This is a genomic window from Primorskyibacter sedentarius (assembly GCF_004342065.1).
In the GTDB taxonomy this organism is placed as follows: Bacteria; Pseudomonadota; Alphaproteobacteria; order Rhodobacterales; family Rhodobacteraceae; genus Primorskyibacter; species Primorskyibacter sedentarius.
In genome coordinates this window covers 1-16751 of the sequence record NZ_SLZU01000001.1, presented here as the reverse complement: position 1 = coordinate 16751, position 16751 = coordinate 1, and the positions used below count along the sequence as shown (strand labels likewise).

At 61.3% G+C, this 16751-nt stretch carries 16 protein-coding genes; 12 read left to right on the top strand and 4 right to left on the bottom strand.

Translation table 11 applies throughout. The annotated features are described in order from the left end of the window. The first annotated feature begins 44 nt into the window (after window positions 1-44). Window positions 45-581: a tetratricopeptide repeat protein gene (locus tag EDD52_RS00080; protein ID WP_132240996.1), complete on the top strand. Its 537-nt coding sequence runs from the start codon at window positions 45-47 to the stop codon at window positions 579-581. Window positions 582-922: 341 nt separating this feature from the next. Next, window positions 923-2698, top strand: a complete 1776-nt coding sequence (locus EDD52_RS00075; protein ID WP_132240995.1) for a PQQ-dependent methanol/ethanol family dehydrogenase — start codon at window positions 923-925, stop codon at window positions 2696-2698. Window positions 2699-3040: 342 nt separating this feature from the next. Here EDD52_RS00075 and EDD52_RS00070 read toward each other — a convergent pair whose 3' ends face one another. Together EDD52_RS00070 and EDD52_RS00065 are read right to left on the bottom strand one after the other, a co-directional pair. Then, window positions 3041-4285 (bottom strand): ribulose-bisphosphate carboxylase large subunit family protein, encoded by a 1245-nt coding sequence (locus EDD52_RS00070; RefSeq protein ID WP_132240994.1) that lies wholly within the window; start codon window positions 4283-4285, stop codon window positions 3041-3043. Then, window positions 4282-5643 carry a four-carbon acid sugar kinase family protein gene (locus tag EDD52_RS00065; protein WP_132240993.1) on the bottom strand — a complete coding sequence of 454 codons (1362 nt, stop codon included), beginning with the start codon at window positions 5641-5643 and terminating at the stop codon, window positions 4282-4284. The genes EDD52_RS00070 and EDD52_RS00065 overlap by 4 nt, the downstream gene beginning before the upstream one ends. 133 nt (window positions 5644-5776) lie before the next feature. Here EDD52_RS00065 and nanR point away from each other — a divergent pair, with 133 nt between their 5' ends. Then, window positions 5777-6514 carry a transcriptional regulator NanR gene (gene nanR, locus EDD52_RS00060; RefSeq protein WP_132240992.1) on the top strand — a complete coding sequence of 246 codons (738 nt, stop codon included), beginning with the start codon at window positions 5777-5779 and terminating at the stop codon, window positions 6512-6514. Window positions 6515-6554: 40 nt separating this feature from the next. Here the strand turns inward: nanR and EDD52_RS00055 are convergent, their stop codons facing one another. Then, a complete protein-coding gene (locus EDD52_RS00055; RefSeq protein WP_132240991.1) occupies window positions 6555-7478 on the bottom strand; it encodes an aldo/keto reductase in 924 nt (307 codons plus the stop codon). Window positions 7479-8016: 538 nt separating this feature from the next. Between EDD52_RS00055 and folD the strand changes: the two genes are divergently transcribed. After that, window positions 8017-8910, top strand: a complete 894-nt coding sequence (gene folD, locus EDD52_RS00050; protein WP_132240990.1) for a bifunctional methylenetetrahydrofolate dehydrogenase/methenyltetrahydrofolate cyclohydrolase FolD — start codon at window positions 8017-8019, stop codon at window positions 8908-8910. A gap of 58 nt (window positions 8911-8968) precedes the next feature. Then, on the top strand, window positions 8969-9853 hold the full coding sequence (gene purU, locus EDD52_RS00045; protein WP_132240989.1) for a formyltetrahydrofolate deformylase: 885 nt from the start codon (window positions 8969-8971) through the stop codon (window positions 9851-9853). A gap of 66 nt (window positions 9854-9919) precedes the next feature. Here purU and EDD52_RS00040 read toward each other — a convergent pair whose 3' ends face one another. Continuing rightward, the gene (locus tag EDD52_RS00040) at window positions 9920-10852 is read right to left on the bottom strand and encodes a LysR family transcriptional regulator (protein WP_132240988.1); all 933 of its coding nucleotides are present in this window, start codon (window positions 10850-10852) and stop codon (window positions 9920-9922) included. Window positions 10853-10995: 143 nt separating this feature from the next. Between EDD52_RS00040 and EDD52_RS00035 the strand changes: the two genes are divergently transcribed. The 7 genes from EDD52_RS00035 to EDD52_RS00005 all read left to right on the top strand — a co-directional run. Then, window positions 10996-12015, top strand: coding sequence for a TRAP transporter substrate-binding protein (locus EDD52_RS00035; RefSeq protein WP_132240987.1), 1020 nt, complete (start codon window positions 10996-10998; stop codon window positions 12013-12015). A 79-nt stretch (window positions 12016-12094) separates the two neighbouring features. Then, a complete protein-coding gene (locus EDD52_RS00030; RefSeq protein ID WP_132240986.1) occupies window positions 12095-12640 on the top strand; it encodes a TRAP transporter small permease in 546 nt (181 codons plus the stop codon). A 3-nt stretch (window positions 12641-12643) separates the two neighbouring features. Beyond that, window positions 12644-13984: a TRAP transporter large permease gene (locus tag EDD52_RS00025; protein WP_132240985.1), complete on the top strand. Its 1341-nt coding sequence runs from the start codon at window positions 12644-12646 to the stop codon at window positions 13982-13984. Window positions 13985-13999: 15 nt separating this feature from the next. Next, on the top strand, window positions 14000-14509 hold the full coding sequence (locus EDD52_RS00020; protein WP_132240984.1) for a universal stress protein: 510 nt from the start codon (window positions 14000-14002) through the stop codon (window positions 14507-14509). An 11-nt stretch (window positions 14510-14520) separates the two neighbouring features. Then, complete coding sequence (locus EDD52_RS00015; protein WP_132240983.1) at window positions 14521-14922, top strand: nuclear transport factor 2 family protein; 402 nt, start codon at window positions 14521-14523, stop codon at window positions 14920-14922. 45 nt (window positions 14923-14967) lie between these two features. Further along, window positions 14968-16365 carry an NAD(P)/FAD-dependent oxidoreductase gene (locus EDD52_RS00010; RefSeq protein ID WP_132240982.1) on the top strand — a complete coding sequence of 466 codons (1398 nt, stop codon included), beginning with the start codon at window positions 14968-14970 and terminating at the stop codon, window positions 16363-16365. A 27-nt stretch (window positions 16366-16392) separates the two neighbouring features. Continuing rightward, the coding region (locus tag EDD52_RS00005; protein ID WP_243651790.1) for a thiamine pyrophosphate-binding protein at window positions 16393-16751 on the top strand (359 nt) is incomplete at its 3' end.

Below are 16751 nucleotides of genomic sequence, written 5' to 3'. Positions count from 1 at the left end.
AAGCCGGGTACAAATTTCCGACAGTTTGCCGTATGCTCCTTTGCATGAAAAAGCTCGCCATCATCGCTACCGTCCTTGCCACGCCCGTTTTTGCGGAGACTGCCGCAGAGCTGGGCACGCTCAATCCTGACGAGATGACATGGCAATCCTTCACCGACCGCGCCGAAAGGGGCGAGACCGGGATGGTGCTGTGTTCCATGGGCTATGCGCTGACGAAATCGGGCGATCATACCTCGGCGCGAACCCTTTTCCAGAACTGCGCAGAGGCGGGGTATACGGGTGCCATGACATGGATGAGCCAGCTGGATAATAACGGGCTGGGCGCAGATTACGATCCCGATGCCGCAGCCGAATGGGACAGGCGCGCGGCCCAACTTGGCGATACGGTGGGGAAATTCAACTATGGTCTGGATCTGCTGCGCGGGCACGGCGTGGCGGGGAACGAAACGCTGGGGCGGCAATATATCGATGATGCGGCGCGCGACGGTCTGGCGGTCGCTCAACGCCTGCAGGCCGCAGGCTACGACCCGGACGAAGTGACGCCTGACGCGGATAACTGGAAATACGCCCCCTTGTTCTGAAGATGCACCGTTGAACCTCGTGTGTCGCGGCCCCAGTCCTTTGCTTTGTGAGCCATTGGCCGTTTGAACGCCACCTTGCACGGCCTGCGAAAGCCGCAAATCCCTGCCTGACACTCTGCAGAACGTCCGACTGTCGCGTCTGGGCGCTGCTGACTGTCGGCAGGGTTTCTGGGCGCGGCAGACGGGCCATCCTGTCTGTCAAGCCGCAAATGGTCTTACGACCAATATCCAATATCTCGATCGCCTGTTTGCGCGAATAGTACGTGCAGGAACGTGCCGCCCAAAGGGCACTGCCCGCCAAATAGGCCCCGAGCGTCGGGGTTCCGGGAGGAGATCTAGACATGAACAAGTTTTTAATCGCCGTCACCGCAGGTTTGCTGGCCACGTCCGCGCTTGCCGAAGGCCATGGTGCCGGCGTCACGGAAGAGATGCTGGCCAATGACACGGCCTCGACGGGCGACGTGCTGACCAACGGGATGGGGCGTCATCTGCAACGCCACTCGCCGCTCGAAATTCTCAACAAGGACAATGTGAAGAACCTCGTGCCGGCCTGGGCATTCTCGCTTGGTGGTGAAAAGCAGCGCGGGCAGGAAACCCAGCCGCTGGTGCATGACGGGATCATGTATATCACCGGGTCCTATTCCAGACTGTATGCGATCGATGTGAAAACCGGCGAAGAGATTTGGCAGTATGACGCGCGTTTGCCCGAAGGCATTCTGCCGTGCTGTGACGTGGTCAATCGCGGTGCCGCGATCTATGGCGAGAACATCTATTTCGGCACGCTAGATGCCCGCATTGTGGCGCTGAATGCGAAAACCGGGGATACGGTCTGGAACAAGAAGATCGCCGATTACAAGGCGGGCTACAGCTATACGGCAGCACCGTTGATCGTGAACGGCCTGATTGTCACCGGCAATTCGGGCGGCGAATTCGGCATCGTCGGCTCCGTTCAGGCGCGTGACGCTGAAACCGGCGATCTGGTCTGGGAACGCCCGGTGATCGAAGGCCATATGGGCATGCTGAACGGCGAAGAAAGCACCATGACGGGCACGCTCAACGCGACTTGGCCGGGGGATATGTGGAAAACCGGTGGCGGGGCGACCTGGCTGGGCGGGTCGTATGATGCCGACACCGATACGCTGGTCTTTGGCACGGGGAACCCGGCGCCTTGGAACAGCCACCTGCGCAACGCTGGCACCCCGGTAGAGGGCAATGCCGGTGACAACCTTTATGCGGCGTCACGTCTGGGCATCGATCCGGCAACCGGCGAGATCAAGTGGCATTTCCAGACCACCCCGCGCGAAGGCTGGGACTATGACGGCGTGAACGAAGTGGTGGCCTATACCGACCGCGACGGCAACAAGCGTTTCGCCACTGCTGACCGCAACGGGTTCTTCTACGTGCTCAACCGCGAAGACGGTGCGTTCGTTTCGGCCGTGCCCTTCGTCAAGGACATCACCTGGGCCGACGGCATCGACGACACCGGCCGTCCCATTTTCAACGAGCCCAACCGCCCCGGCGATCCGTCCGCCGCTGCCGATGGCAAGAAGGGTGAGGTGGTCTTTTCCTCGCCATCCTTCCTTGGTGGCAAGAACTGGATGCCGATGGCGCATTCGCCCACGACGGGCCTGTTCTACGTGCCTTCGAACGAATGGGGCATGGACATCTGGAACGAGCCGATCACCTACAAGAAGGGCGCGGCCTATCTTGGGTCCGGTTTCACCATCAAGCCCAACTACGAAGACCACATTGGCAGCCTGAAGGCGATCGACCCCGATAGCGGCGAGATCAAGTGGGAATACAAGAACGACGCGCCGCTTTGGGCAGGTGTCATGACCACCGCTGGCGGTCTGGTCTTCACCGGCACGCCCGAGGGCAAGTTCATCGCCTTTGATGACGAAACGGGCGAGGTGCTTTGGTCCTTCCAGACTGGCTCTGGCATCGTCGGTCAGCCCATCACCTGGGAACAGGATGGCGAGCAATATGTGACCGTGATCTCCGGCTGGGGCGGGGCGGTTCCGCTCTGGGGTGGCGAAGTTGCCAAGAAGGTCAACTACCTCAACCAAGGTGGCATGCTCTGGACGTTCCGCTTGCCTGAACAACTGGCCTCCAAATAACTCCTCTTGAAGGCCAGTGCAGCGCCCCCGGTTCATCCGGGGGCGCTTTTTCGTGGCCTATCGCCTTGGTAAGGGTCGTGGAGCGGAGCGGGCTGCGGAAGAACGGCTTGTAGGGCGGCGGTGAATGCCGCCACCCGTCCAACCTGCGGCAGGTCCGGTGATCGACAGAACCTGTCGTGTCGAATTGGGCTGGGGGCGCAGCCCAACGCCGTCCTGGGCAGCAACCCCTGTCGGTGACAGAGGGCGCCAGAATTGCGCGACGCCGCCTTGTCGGGAGGTCTGACGCAGCCATCTGCGAAGGCCGTCGCTCACCGGGATATTGTACCGTTCGGCCTCAATTTCTCAGCGAAACGCCTTCAGCGCCTCGGCAAGTTGCGGGTGGTCTTTGGCGTAATCTTCTACCGGAATACCGGCCCGTGCGGCATCGGCGGATTGGCGCAGTGAGGTGACGCCCGCACCGGGGCCGCCCGGATGGCTCATGATCCCGCCGCCGGCACAGTAAAGAAAATCCTGATTTCCAAGGAAGGCCGCACTTGGCCCCATCTGCCAGACCGTCTGGCCCGAGGAAAACACCGGAAGGGCGGTGCGCTTGGTGCCGGGAAGCTCTGACTGCACGGCGCGGGCAGCCTCCATCACCACTTCGTCGGGTTCGGTGAATTTGTTGTCGAGCCCGTTCACATGCAGATGGTCCGCCCCGGCCATGCGCCAGATTTTCTGCTGCACGGTATAGCTCATCCCGATATCGGGAGAACGCGACATCAGCCCCCAGCCGTTTCTGTGCCCGTGAATGGGAAGCGCGGTGCGTTCCCGCAGAAAACGGATACCGCTAAGCCCGACCCAGTTCAGCGAGATCATCGCGCAGGTGGCACCCAGCCGCTCCAACAGTTCCACCTGGCGGGCCATCTCATCAATCTCGCCGGTGATGTTGAAGGCATACATGACCTTCTTGCCGGTGGCGTCTGCGTCGCGGTTAAGGACATCCATCACCGCGCGGGCCCGGTCTTCCAGCGGATTGCCCGGCCCGTTGGCCTGCAATTCGTCATCCTTGATGAAATCGACGCGCGCCTGCGCCAACGTGCCGACGAGGCTGGCGGTATCTTCGACGCTCAACCCGATGCTCGGTTTGATGATCGTGCCAATCATGGGACCTTCGGGCACGCCCATCAGCGCGCGGGTCCCCGCGATGCCATGGGCCGGTCCCGGCATTGCGCGGGCAAAGCTTTCGGGCAGAACAAGGTCGATCAGGCGGATCGCAGAGGTCTCTGCCAGTTCAAACAGGTTGCCCGCGATGGTTGCCATCAGGTTGGGCAGGGACGGGCCGATATTGTCCATGGGCCAGCTAAGCCGGACGATGCCACGTTCATAGCTCTCGCCGGTCTTGCGGCAGGGCAGCGACGGGTGCGCAGAGATGCGCGTGACCCTGATCTCCTCCACCCGTGCTGCGGAACGCGCCCGCAGATCGTCGGTCTCGGATGCGAGCCGCACGAAGGTGCCGGTGGACTGTTCCCCGGCAATGACGGCGGCGGCGCGCTCCAGCCCGACGGGGCTTTCGATTTCATAGGTCGCTTCAAACCGTTTTGACGTCATTGCCGTGCTCCTCCTCCGTCACGCACCCAGCCGAAATAATCGGGCGAGCCCATCTGACCGCCTTTCAACGCAATTTCCAGCCCGTCCATCGGGCCATTGGCACGCGCCCGGCAGATCGCGGCGCCGGGGATGGTGGGGGCCGCGGCGTCCAGCGCGTAAATCCCCAGCGCTTCGCAGACCCGGCCGGACGTGTCGCCGCCCGACACGGCAATGCGCCGCAGCCCCAGATCATCGACAAGGCCGCGCATGATCCGGCCAAGCGCGCGCCCGATGACATCGTTCGCCCGGTCCATATCGCCGCCCGACGCATTGCGCACTTCGTCCAGCGCCGGATCGTCCGGCCCCTCGGCGGAAAAGATGATGGGCGGGGTGCCTTGCGCCAGTGCCGCATGTGCCGCGGCCGCAGCACTGTCCAGCGCGTCGCTGGCCGCGTTGCCCCCACGGCAAAGGCTGGCAGCATCAAGCCTGACAGTGGCAAAGCCGTTCTGGCGCGCCCATGCGATCTGTGCGGCGGTTATGGGCGAGACCGAGCCTGAAACCACGGCAAACCGGTCGATCCGGCCCAGCCCTTTCGGTTCGGGGACCTCCTCCAGCAGGCCACAACCGCGCAGGTGAGAGACCAGAGCATATTCGATGCCTTGCGATCCCACGACAAAGCGGCGGTTCTTGCGACCGGTCCACAGCAGCGCGCCGACCTCTGCCTGCTGCGCCTCTGACACCAGATCCACTGTCCAGATGTTGGCCGCCGCCGCCATCTTCGCTTCTGCGCGCCCCTGCGCGATATCCTCAAGATCGATGCAGCCCGTGGGGATGTCGGTCTGGGCCGAAAGGTGGCGGGCCACGTCCGCCTCTGTCATCGGTGTGACGGGGTGATGCGCCATGACGGGATGCCGGTCGAGCCGGTGCACCTTGTCAGCCGCCGAACAAAAGAGCGAACCGAAGCATTGGTAGCGCCGCAGCGGGGGCGCGGCGGTCACCACCGGCACCGGCGCCTGTCCGAAATGCCGCAGCCCAAGCTCTGTCGCCTTGCCGATTGACCCGACCGTGGGCGAGGAATCAAGCGTCGAGCAGATCTTGTAATGGATCAGTTCCGCACCCGTCGCATCCAGCGACGCATAATGCTGCGGAAGCCTGTCCTCCATCCATGCGTGCGATTGCGACCGCGCCAGCGTGGCAATCCCGATGCCTGCCAGACCCTGCGTGTCAGCCAAGACCGCTGGCCCAGGGTCGGAGAGATAGAGGATCGACGGCAGGCCTGAGAAGGTCAGAACCTCCATCACCGCGGCGGCACCGGTGAAATCATCGCCCAGCCAGGCGACCAGCGGGCGTTCGAAAGGACTGGCAGACGGCGCGGTCATTGCATATATCACCTCATCATACCAGTTTGATCTAAAGCCGATTGACCGGGCCGTCAACGGATTGAAACGGCAACTGCGTTGACATGGCCTGCCAAAGTCTGGGAATTGGTCGCAAAAAGAGGGACGGTGAAGAATGCCTGCAGACACGCCTTCGGGGTCATCGGAAAAGATCGTGCGGCTGAAACTTTCGGAGCAGGTGCTGGAGCGTTTGCGAGAGATGATCAGAAGCGGCGAACTGGGGCCGGGCGACTACATGCCCTCCGAACGTGCGCTGATGGAACGGTTCAGTGTCGGGCGGCCCGCCGTGCGCGAGGCGTTGCAGGCGCTGCATACCCAAGGGTTGATCACGATCAGCCACGGCGAACGCAGCCGCGTGAACGAGTTGTCGGCCAATCTGGTTCTCGACCAAAGCGACAACATAGCCAATATCCTGCTGGATGCCGTGCCCGCCAATCTGGAGCACCTCAAAGAGGCCCGCCGGATGTTCGAGCTGGGAATCGTAAGCGCCGCGGCAAAGAAGGCAACCGCAGAGGATGTCCGAACCCTTCGTTCCCTTCTGGCGGAACAAGAGGCCCACCTGACCGACGATCTGGAAGTCCGAAGCTTCATCGAGGCGGACATGGCCTTTCACACCGGCATTGCGAATCTTCTTGGGAATCCGGTCATTACAGCCGCGTCACGTGCAATGCTGCGGTGGCTTCAGGAATACCACACCGCCTTGCTGCATTGGTCGGGGTTCGAGCAGGCCACGCTGGAAGAACACGCCCGTATTATCGAACGTATCGCCGCCAATGATGCCGAAGGGGCCGTGGCCGAGATGGAGAACCATCTGGACCGGTCGCGTTCGATGTTCGCCCCCCGGCAGGGATAGTTGCGGCCTCAGACTTCTGGGGCATCTCCGGCGCGCTACGTCAGGCCTCCTCCAGCCTGTCCGTTGCCGGTGGCGGGGCAGGGGAAAGTGCACTGATTTCTGAATAGAGCGCGTCATCCATTTCGAAGGTGATGGCCGCGATGGAAGGTTCCAACTGCTCGGGCGACCGGGCCGAGATGATCGGGCCGAAAAGTCCGGGATGGCGTGCGGCCCATGCCACGGCAAGTGTTGCAGGCGACACGCCGATCTGCGCCGCCAGATCCGTCAGCCCCTGTGCAGTGCGGTGCATCCAGCCCTGCGCATAGCGCGCCTTGTACATGTCGTTTTCGACCAGACGGCCGCCCGCATCCGCGCCGTATTTCCCGGTCAGAAGCCCGCCGCCCAGCGGTGAGTAGGAACACACGGCAAAGCCTTCGGAAAGGGCCATCGGCAGGATTTCAACCTCGACCTGCCGTTTCACCAGATTGTACATCGGCTGGAGGACCGAGATTTCGATGCCGCATTTCCGCGCTACTTCCCGCGCCTTCATCGTCTGCCAGGCCGCGAAATTCGACACGCCGACATGGCGCACGCGATTTTGCTCTACCAACTCGGCAAGGGTTTCGAAGGTCTCGTCAAGGTTTCCTTCGCTATCCCATTGGTGCAGGTAAAGAAGGTCGACCATGTCCTGATCAAGGCGTCTGCGGCTTTGGTCAAATTGGTCGAGGATATTTTTGCGGCCCCACCCGTCACCTGCGCATTTCGTGGCCAGGAAGATCTGGTCGCGCTCATGCGCCAGCAGTTGCCCAAGGATCGTTTCAGAGCGCCCATCGGTATAGACAAAGGCCGTATCGAAGAAATTGATCCCTGCGTCGCGGCACATGGCGTACATCGCGGCGCTTTGACGGTCATCTGCCTTTCCGCCGAACTGCATCGTGCCGAAACTATAGGCGCTGGCCGGGGTGCCTGAGAGCGTCTTGATCATACTGTCGGTCCCTTTGTCGTTGGAGGCGGTCGCGTCATGTCCGGGTCGCCTATGCGGGCGGAATAGATGGGGTGATCAGGATGTCCGCCTGTCTGAATGTGAAAGCGGCCACGATCTCGCGCGCCATGGTGTTCAAATCTGGGCCCATCATGCGACTGTCATGACGGGCAGGTCAAACAGGTCGTGTGCGGACTGATTATCCCAACCGCGTCTTTGGGCGCGCTCCGGTGGACGGCGCCATGCGGCCCAAGGTTGCGTCGCCGCCTTTCAGCGCGACCGCACAGGGCGAAAGCCGCGTTGCCTTCCAGATTTCGACCACTAAAGGAACCATGAACCCCGTATTGGAAAAGCTGGGCGAGTTTGGGCTGTCGATTCAGGGGCATGGCTGTGCATTTCGGACTGGCGTCCAAGGCCAAGGCATGCTCGTTCTGCTGTGGAGTGACAGCGACGCACGGATTCTGACTATGCGGTCAGCAGCCCGGTGAGCATGGCACGCTTTGATAACCGCGCCCCCCCGGGGCGCAGCAGGAGAAGAGACATGACCGCCAGGATTATCGATGGCAAGGCCTTTGCCGCCAAGGTGCGTGCCCAGGTGGCCCTGCAAGTGGCCACACTTACCCAAGAGCACGGAATTACCCCCGGTCTGGCTGTTGTGTTGGTGGGCGAAGACCCGGCAAGCCAGGTCTATGTACGCAACAAGGGCAAACAGACGAAGGAATGCGGCATGGCCTCCTTCGAGCACAAGCTTGATGCGGACACGTCCGAAGAGGCTCTGCTGTCGCTGATCGCCCGGCTGAACGCCGACCCGGCGGTGCATGGCATCCTTGTGCAGCTGCCGCTGCCGGGCCATCTGAACGAAGACCTCGTGATAAATGCCATCGCGCCTGAAAAAGATGTGGACGGGTTTCACATCTCGAATGTCGGCCTTCTGGCAACCGGGCAAAAGGCGATGGTGCCCTGCACGCCGCTGGGATGCCTGATGATGCTGCGCGAAGAGCTTGGCTCGCTTGCCGGGCTGAACGCGGTGGTGGTGGGCCGGTCCAATATCGTGGGCAAACCGATGGCGCAACTTCTGCTGCGCGACAGCTGCACCGTGACAATTGCCCATTCGCGCACGCGCGACATCGAAGCGGTTTGCCGTGAGGCCGATATCCTTGTCGCCGCCGTGGGGCGCCCGCAGATGGTGACGGGCGACTGGGTCAAACCGGGGGCGACGGTCATCGATGTGGGCATCAACCGGATCGAAAAGGACGGCGGTGGCACCCGGCTGGTGGGCGATGTTGATTTCGCCTCGGCTGCCGAGGTGGCGGGGGCGATCACGCCAGTGCCAGGCGGGGTGGGGCCGATGACGATCGCCTGCCTTCTCGCCAACACGCTGACCGCGTGCTGTCGCGTCAACACCCTGCCCGAACCCAAAGGGCTGACGGCCTGATCTTTCCCGAAACGCGGCGCTCAGACGCCCTGCACAGATGTCCAACCCGGAGACTGACATGAGCAAGTATGCCCTGACCGTAACCTGCAAATCGACCCGTGGCATTGTGGCCGCCATCGCCACCCATATGGTCGATAACGGGTGCAACATCACCGACAGCGCCCAGTTCGACGATCTGGAGACCGGCAATTTCTTCATGCGCGTCAGCTTTACCAGCGAAGAAGGCGTTGATCTGGAAAAACTGCGCGACGGGTTTGTCGACACCGCCCGGAAGTTCGACATGTCTTACGATTTTCATGATGAGGCCACGAAGATGAAGGTCATCATCATGGTGTCGCGCTTTGGGCATTGCCTGAACGACCTGCTGTATCGCTGGCGGATCGGCGCCTTGCCCATCGATATCGTCGCCGTGATCTCCAACCACATGGATTATCAGAAAGTCGTGGTGAATCACGACATTCCCTTCCATTGCATCAAGGTGACGAAAGAGAACAAGCCAACGGCCGAAGCCGCGATCATGCAAGTGGTCGAGGATACCGAGGCCGACCTGATCGTTCTGGCGCGCTATATGCAGATCCTGTCGGACGAGATGTGCCGCAAGATGTCCGGTCGGATCATCAACATCCACCATTCCTTCCTGCCATCTTTCAAAGGGGCCAATCCCTACAAGCAAGCGTTCCAGCGCGGGGTAAAGCTGATCGGGGCGACATCCCATTACGTGACGGCCGATCTGGACGAAGGCCCGATCATCGAACAGGACATCGTGCGCATTACACATGCGCAATCGGCCGATGACTATGTGTCCCTGGGGCGCGATGTCGAAAGCCAGGTGCTGGCGCGCGCGATCCATGCCCATGCCCATCACCGGGTGTTTCAAAACGGCAACAAGACAGTGGTCTTCCCGGCATCGCCCGGCAGCTATTCCAGCGAACGCATGGGCTGAGACCGCCTCGCGGTGCGATCCGGGCGGGCGTAAGGGCCCGTCCATATCGTGCCCTCAAGGCAGGTGTCAGCCTGCTGGCACGTCCCCGGCATAGACCTTTTTCAGAACCTCCAGAAACACGCGGGTCACCCGGTTCGGCTCTGGCGCGCGGCGTGTCGCGGCCGCAAAGGATGTGCGATAGTAGATCTGCTCGGGCAGGATGCGGCGCATCTTGTCGGTCTCTTCGAAATGGCGGGCCATATGCGCAGGGATGAAGCCGATATATTGGCCTGACAGCACCAGCATGGCGAGCATCATCTCGTTCTGGACCACGGCCCGCGACCGCATGTTCAGCGTCTGGCCGACCTGAAGATTTGGCGAGTTGAACGAGATGCCCGCATATTTCGCCCGCCGCACCTCTTCAATATCCAGCATTTCCGGTTCGTCAAAGAAAGCATGGCCGCGACCGCAATACAGATACATGTCTTCGCCATGCACCGGCAGGTAGTCGAGGCCGGGCAGGGGGTGGTGCTGGGCGATGACGCCGATATCCAGATGGCCCTCTTGCAGGCGCGCCTCGATGATATTGGGCTGCAGCAGCGACAGATCGAGATCGACATCAGGCGCGATTTCCGAAAACGCGCGCAACGCATGGCTTAGCCGTGCCTCGGGGTTGGAGATGCACTGATCGAAGGCGGCAATCCGCAGCGTGCCCACCAGTTTCTGGCGCACTTCGTTGACTTGCGTGCGGAAATCACGCACCGAATCCAGCAAGGCATCGGTCGCGCGAAGCACCTGCGCGCCTTCATCGGTCAGAAAGAACCCGGCGGGCCCCCGGTTGCACAGGCGGAACCCGAACCGGGTTTCGAGATCGGAGAGCTGTTTCGATATGGTTGAGCGACCGGTGTTCAGCTCGCCTTCCGCTGCGGAAACACCGCCACACTCTGCCACCGTTTTGAAAACGCGCAGCAATTTCAGATCGGTATTCCCGATCTGCGGGATAAGCATACGGCGAGGCATCGGGCCTATGTTTCCTGTTTATGAAACCTTGCTTTCAAATTGGCACATTTTTTCACTCTTATCCACCGCCTATACCAAGGTCCAACGCGGTCGGGGACAAGCGCCCCCGACGCGGAAAAATTCAAAACAGACGGGAGATTGGGATGACATTCATCGGAAGACTTGCACGGTTCGGATCGGCTGTCTCGGTGGCAGCACTTCTTGCGGCAGCGCCGGCCTCGGCCACCAATTTCAAGATTGCCGTTGGCGACGGGGCCGGGGGTACGCAAGAGGCGCTTGGCAAGGCGTTCGTCGAGGCGCTGGAGGCCAATACCGGCGGCGCACATACGGCGACGCTTTTCCCGAACAGCCAGCTGGGTTCCGAGCAGGACACCGTCAACGATGCCGCGATGGGTCTGCTGGATTTCTCGATCGTTGCGATCAACAACATCACGCCGTTTTCGCCCAGCGTCGGTGTGCTCACGCTGCCTTACATGATGCTCAGCCTGGAGGATGCCGAGGCGCTGACGCAAGGCGAGGTGGGGCAGGAGCTGGTCGAAAACACCATCCGCGATGCCGGTGTGCGCATCATCGGATGGGCCTATTCCGGTTTTCGCGTACTGACCAATTCCAAGAAACCCGTCACCACGGTTGCCGATCTTCAGGACCTGGTGATCCGTGTGCCCAAGAACGAGATCATGATCGCCACGTACAAGGCCTGGGGGGTCAATCCGACCCCGATGGCCTGGTCGGAAACCTTTGCGGCGCTCCAGACCAAGGTCGTGGATGGTCAGGACAATCCCTATATCACCGTCTATTCGATGAAGTTCGACGAGGTTCAAAGCCACGTCACCAACCTGCGTTACCTGTTCTCGATTGAGCCGCTGATCGTGTCCGAAGCGGTCTTTCAGGGCCTGTCGGAAGACGAACAAAAGGCCGTGCTGGACGCAGGCAGGGCGGCGACCGATTTCTCTGCCCGGTTCCTGCGCGAACAGGAAGAGCAGATCAAATCCGTGCTGGCCGAGCGCGGCATGCAGATCAGCGATCCGGCAGATGGAGAGCAGGAGTTCATCGATCTGGCCACCACTGCCGTCTGGCCGCAATTCTATGAAACGATCGGCGGCATCGAGAAGCTGAACACAGCGCTTGCCGCAATCGGCCGCGATCCGGTCGCTACACACTAAACCGGTTTTCCCTCCCCGTACCGGACGCCCGGACCGGGGGAGCGCACAGGCGCTTCCCCGAACAGGACAGGAGTGCCCAATGCTGGTCCGCATCTTCAACAATATCGAAAGCATCATCTGCCGGACGCTGCTCAGCGGTTTTGTCCTGCTGCTTTTCGTCCAGATCGTTTCGCGTGAAGTGTTCGGTTATTCGTTCTCGTGGATCGAGGAATTGTCGGTCTACATGTTCGTCTGGTTTGTCTTCTTCGGCGCCAGCTATGCCGCGCTGAAGGGCGCCCATAACCGCGTCACATTCCAGTTCCGCTTTCTCCCGCATCGCCATGTGAAATGGGTCGAGGCCTTTGCCGATCTGTTCTGGGTGGCGTTCAACATCACCTTCATCTGGCTGTCTTACGACTTCGTCTTCAACAAGATGAACAAGTTCTGGAAAAGCCAGACGCTCGGCATCGAGATGAAGTGGATCTATGTCGTGCTGCCCGTTGCCTTCACGCTGATGACGGTCCGCATCCTTCAGGTCAATTACATCAAGCTGGTGCGCGGCGAACAGATCGCGGACCCCGACCAGATCGATCTTGACGCCATCAAATCCGAAACCTCGGGCCACAGCGCCCTGCAGGAGGTCTGAGCGATGGAAACCGAAATCACCACGCTTCTCTTCGGGTCTTTCCTGCTGCTTCTGGTCATCGGGGCACCGATCACGGTGGCGCTCGGCGTGTCGTCGATGGTGTCGTTCATCGTGCTGGGCGACAACCCGATCAAGTTCGTTCAGATTGCCTTTACCTCCGTGGGGTCTTTCCCGCTGATGGCGCTGCCGGCCTTCATCCTGGCGGGCGCGTTGATGGAGGCTGCCGGGATTTCCAAGCGGCTGATCAACGTCGCCGAAAGCTTCGCGGGCCCCTTCACCGGCGGCATTTCCGCGGCAACCGTCATGGCCTGCCTGTTCTTCGGTGCGATTTCCGGCTCCGGTCCTGCCACCACGGCCGCGGTGGGCATGCTGATGATCCCGGCGATGATCCACCGCGGCTATGACCGTGGCTATGCCTCTGCCGTCACGGCGTCTTCGGGCGGGCTTGGCATCGTCATCCCGCCGTCGATCCCCATGGTCATCTTCGGCATCGCAGCGCTTGGCATGGTGCCCCCGCCAGAGGCCGTGGCCGAGCACGGAACCTTCCAGTCGGTATCGATTTCAAAGCTCTTCATCGCGGGGTTCGTGCCGGCTTTCCTGATCGCGTCGTCGCTGCTGCTGATGAACTTCCTTCTGGCCCGCAACCGCGGCTATTCCGGCAATGCCGAGGGCTGGTCGATGAACCTTATCACGACGCAGATCTACAAGGGGTTCTGGTCGCTCATGGCGCCGCTTGTGATCCTGGGCGGTATCTACACGGGCTTCTTCACCCCGACAGAAGCCGCCATCGTCGCCATCGCCTACACGCTGATCGTGGGGGCTGTGATCTACCGCGAACTTACCTGGAAGTCCCTGTTCCAGTCGCTGGAAGCCACGACATGGCTGACGGGCCGGGTTCTGCTGATCCTGTTCACCGCCACAGTCTTTGGCCGACTTCTGGTCGAGAACCAGATCCCCGCGATGATCGCCGCGGCGATGCTGGACCTGACCTCGAACCTTTATGTCATCTGGGCGCTGATCATCTTCTTCCTGCTCTTCGTGGGCATGTTCATGGAGACGCTGGCGACGATCCTGATCCTCGTGCCGGTGATGCTGCCGGTGGCCTATTCGGTGGGCATCGACCCGATCCATTTCGGCGTGGTCATGGTCTGCGCGCTGGGGATCGGTTTTCAGACACCGCCCCTGGGCGAGAACCTCTTCATCGCGTCGGGGATCTCGAACATCTCGATCGAAGAGATCTCGCTCCGGGCGCTGCCCTTCGCCGCGATCAATACGGTCGCAATCTTCATCATCGCCTATGTGCCAGAGCTGTCCCTGTGGCTGCCGCGGCTCCTGGGCTACTGAGCGGGGGCAGGGGCCATGACGCCGATGATCACCCACATCCTTTTCGCCACAAACCTGTCGCGCAATTCGACCTACGCGCTGCGCCACACGGCCAGCCTGGCACAGGCCATCGGCGCGAAGATCCACGTGCTGCACGTCAACGAGCCGGTGTCAGAGGATGCGCGCATCACGTTTGAGCTTTTCGTGCTGAACGAAGACAGCCGCAAGTCCGCCACCATGGCCCGGCACGAGATGGTGCGCAAGCTACTGGCCGAACGTCAGGCCCGCTTCTGGGCGGCGCTGGACGAGGAGGACCGCAAGGCGCGCGATCTCGTGACCTCGGTCGAGGTGACGGATGGATACCCGGCAGATGTGATCCTGCGCCGGTCAAAAGAACTGGGCTGCGACCTCATCGTCATGGGCACGCATGACCACGGGTTGTCGCAGACCTTCCTCGGCACGGTCGCCAAACGCGTGCTGCGCCGCTCTGCCATCCCCACGCTGATCATTCCCTTCCGGGATGACGCTGAAATCTCTGCCACGTGAAAGGACACGACATGACCACCCAAACCCTTGAAAAGACGCTGACCGCTCAGGATCTGGCCGATACGTTCGACGCTTTCAACCGTCACGACATCGACGGCGTCATGACCCATTTCGCGCAGGACTGCGTGTTCTACACGGTGGGCGGCGACGAAAAATTCGGCATAAAGATCGGAGGCGCCGACGCGATCGCCAAGGCTTTCTCTGCCGTCTGGGCCGGAATGAAGGATGCCCATTGGGATCACCATTCGCATTTCGTGCAAGGCAATCGCGCGGTGTCTGAATGGACCTTCTCGGGGACCGATGCCAACGGCATGCGGATCGAAGCCGAAGGTGCCGACCTCTTCACACTGAAAGACGGCAAGATCGTCGTCAAACAAGCGCTGCGCAAATCGCGCCCGGCCTTCAGGGCCTGACCCTTTCACATCCCGCCCCACTGACATTTCAGGAGGTTGTTCCAAATGCCCGACGGTTCGATCCCTCTTTGCTGGCCGAAAGCCAGTTATGATCCGAAATATGATCCCATTGTTGACGCGGGTCCCGGTCACAACCGCGACTTTGCGCCGACCTATTGGATCGGCACGGCCGGTCCCTCGCCCGAAGATGACGGCCCGATCATTGCCGATTGCGAAGCCGATGTGGTGGTGATCGGGTCCGGCTATACAGGCCTGTCTACGGCCATTCACCTTGCCAGGGATCACGGGCGCCAGCCTGTGGTGCTGGAGGCGAATTCGGTCGCATGGGGTTGTTCGACCCGCAATGGCGGGCAGGCGCAGATCTCTTCGGGGCGGCTTAAACGGTCGCAATGGATCAAGCGCTGGGGCGTGGACGTGGCGCGCGCCATGCATGCAGAAGTGGCCGAAGCGTTCGACGTCTTCGAGGCACTGATTGCGGAGGATGACATCGAATGCGATCCGCAGCCCGGCGGACATTACTACATTGCCCATCGCGACAAGGTAATGGCGGGGCTGCGCAAGGAATGCGATCTGCTGAACAAGACCTTCGGCTACGGCGCGAAGATGCTCAGCCGCGAAGAACTGCACGAAGACCATGTGCGCGACCGCGAGGCCGCAGGCGCCATGTGGGAACCGGACGGCACCTGCATTCACGCTGCAAAGCTGGCCTTCGGCTATGTCCGCATGGCGCGCAGGCTGGGCGCGAAGGTCCATACCGGATCGCCCGTCATGGGCTGGAAACAGGTTGGCGAGTGGCATTTTCTGCGCACGCCCGGCGGGGTGGTGAAGACCAGGACCGTCGCCGTCGCTACTGCGGGCTACACCCCTGTCGGGCTGCACAAACGCACCAAGCACCGGCTGATGCCGATCCTGTCGAATTCGATGGTGACCCGCCCGCTGACATCAAGTGAGCTGCGGGACTGCGGCATCCAGGTGACCTCGCCGCTGACCGATACGCGGACGCTGCGACACTACTATCGCCTGCTGCCTGATAACCGGGTGCAGATCGGCTCTCGCAGTGCCGTCACTGGGCGCGACGCGGAGAACGAAAAGCACCTTGCCATGCTGCGCAAAGGCCTGGCGCGCAAGTTCCCGGCGCTCGAAGGGATCGGGCTCGATTATTCCTGGTGGGGGTGGGTTGATGTCAGCCATGACATGATGCCCCGCATTTGCCAGCCCGACGCTTCTGCGCGGATCTTCTATGCCATGGGCTATGGCGGCAACGGGGTGATGTATTCCGCTCAGGCCGGTCGCCGCATGGCGCAGATGATCGCCGGGCAGAAAATCCCGGACCTGCCGATTTTCGGGTCGCAGCTGCCCTCGCACGGGTTGCTGACCCCGTTCCGCCGCCTTGGCCAGCGCATGGCCTACGGCTGGTACTACCTCAAGGATGAAATTCTCTGATCCACCGTTTCCAAAGGAGGGACGACGATGAAGATGACGACGGAAGAGGCGTTTGTTAAGGTGCTTCAGTTGCATGGGATTGAGCATGCGTTTGGGATTATCGGGTCAGCGATGATGCCGATTTCGGATTTGTTTCCGCAGGCCGGGATCACGTTCTGGGACTGTGCGCATGAATGCACGGCGGGCATGATGGCGGATGGTTTCACGCGGGCGACGGGCGAGATGTCGATGATGATCGCGCAGAACGGCCCCGGGATCACCAATTTCGTGACGGCGGTGAAGACGGCCTATTGGAACCACACGCCGCTGCTTTTGGTGACGCCCCAGGCGGCCAACAAGACGATCGGGCAGGGGGGCTTTCAGGAAGTCGAGCAGATGAAGCTGTT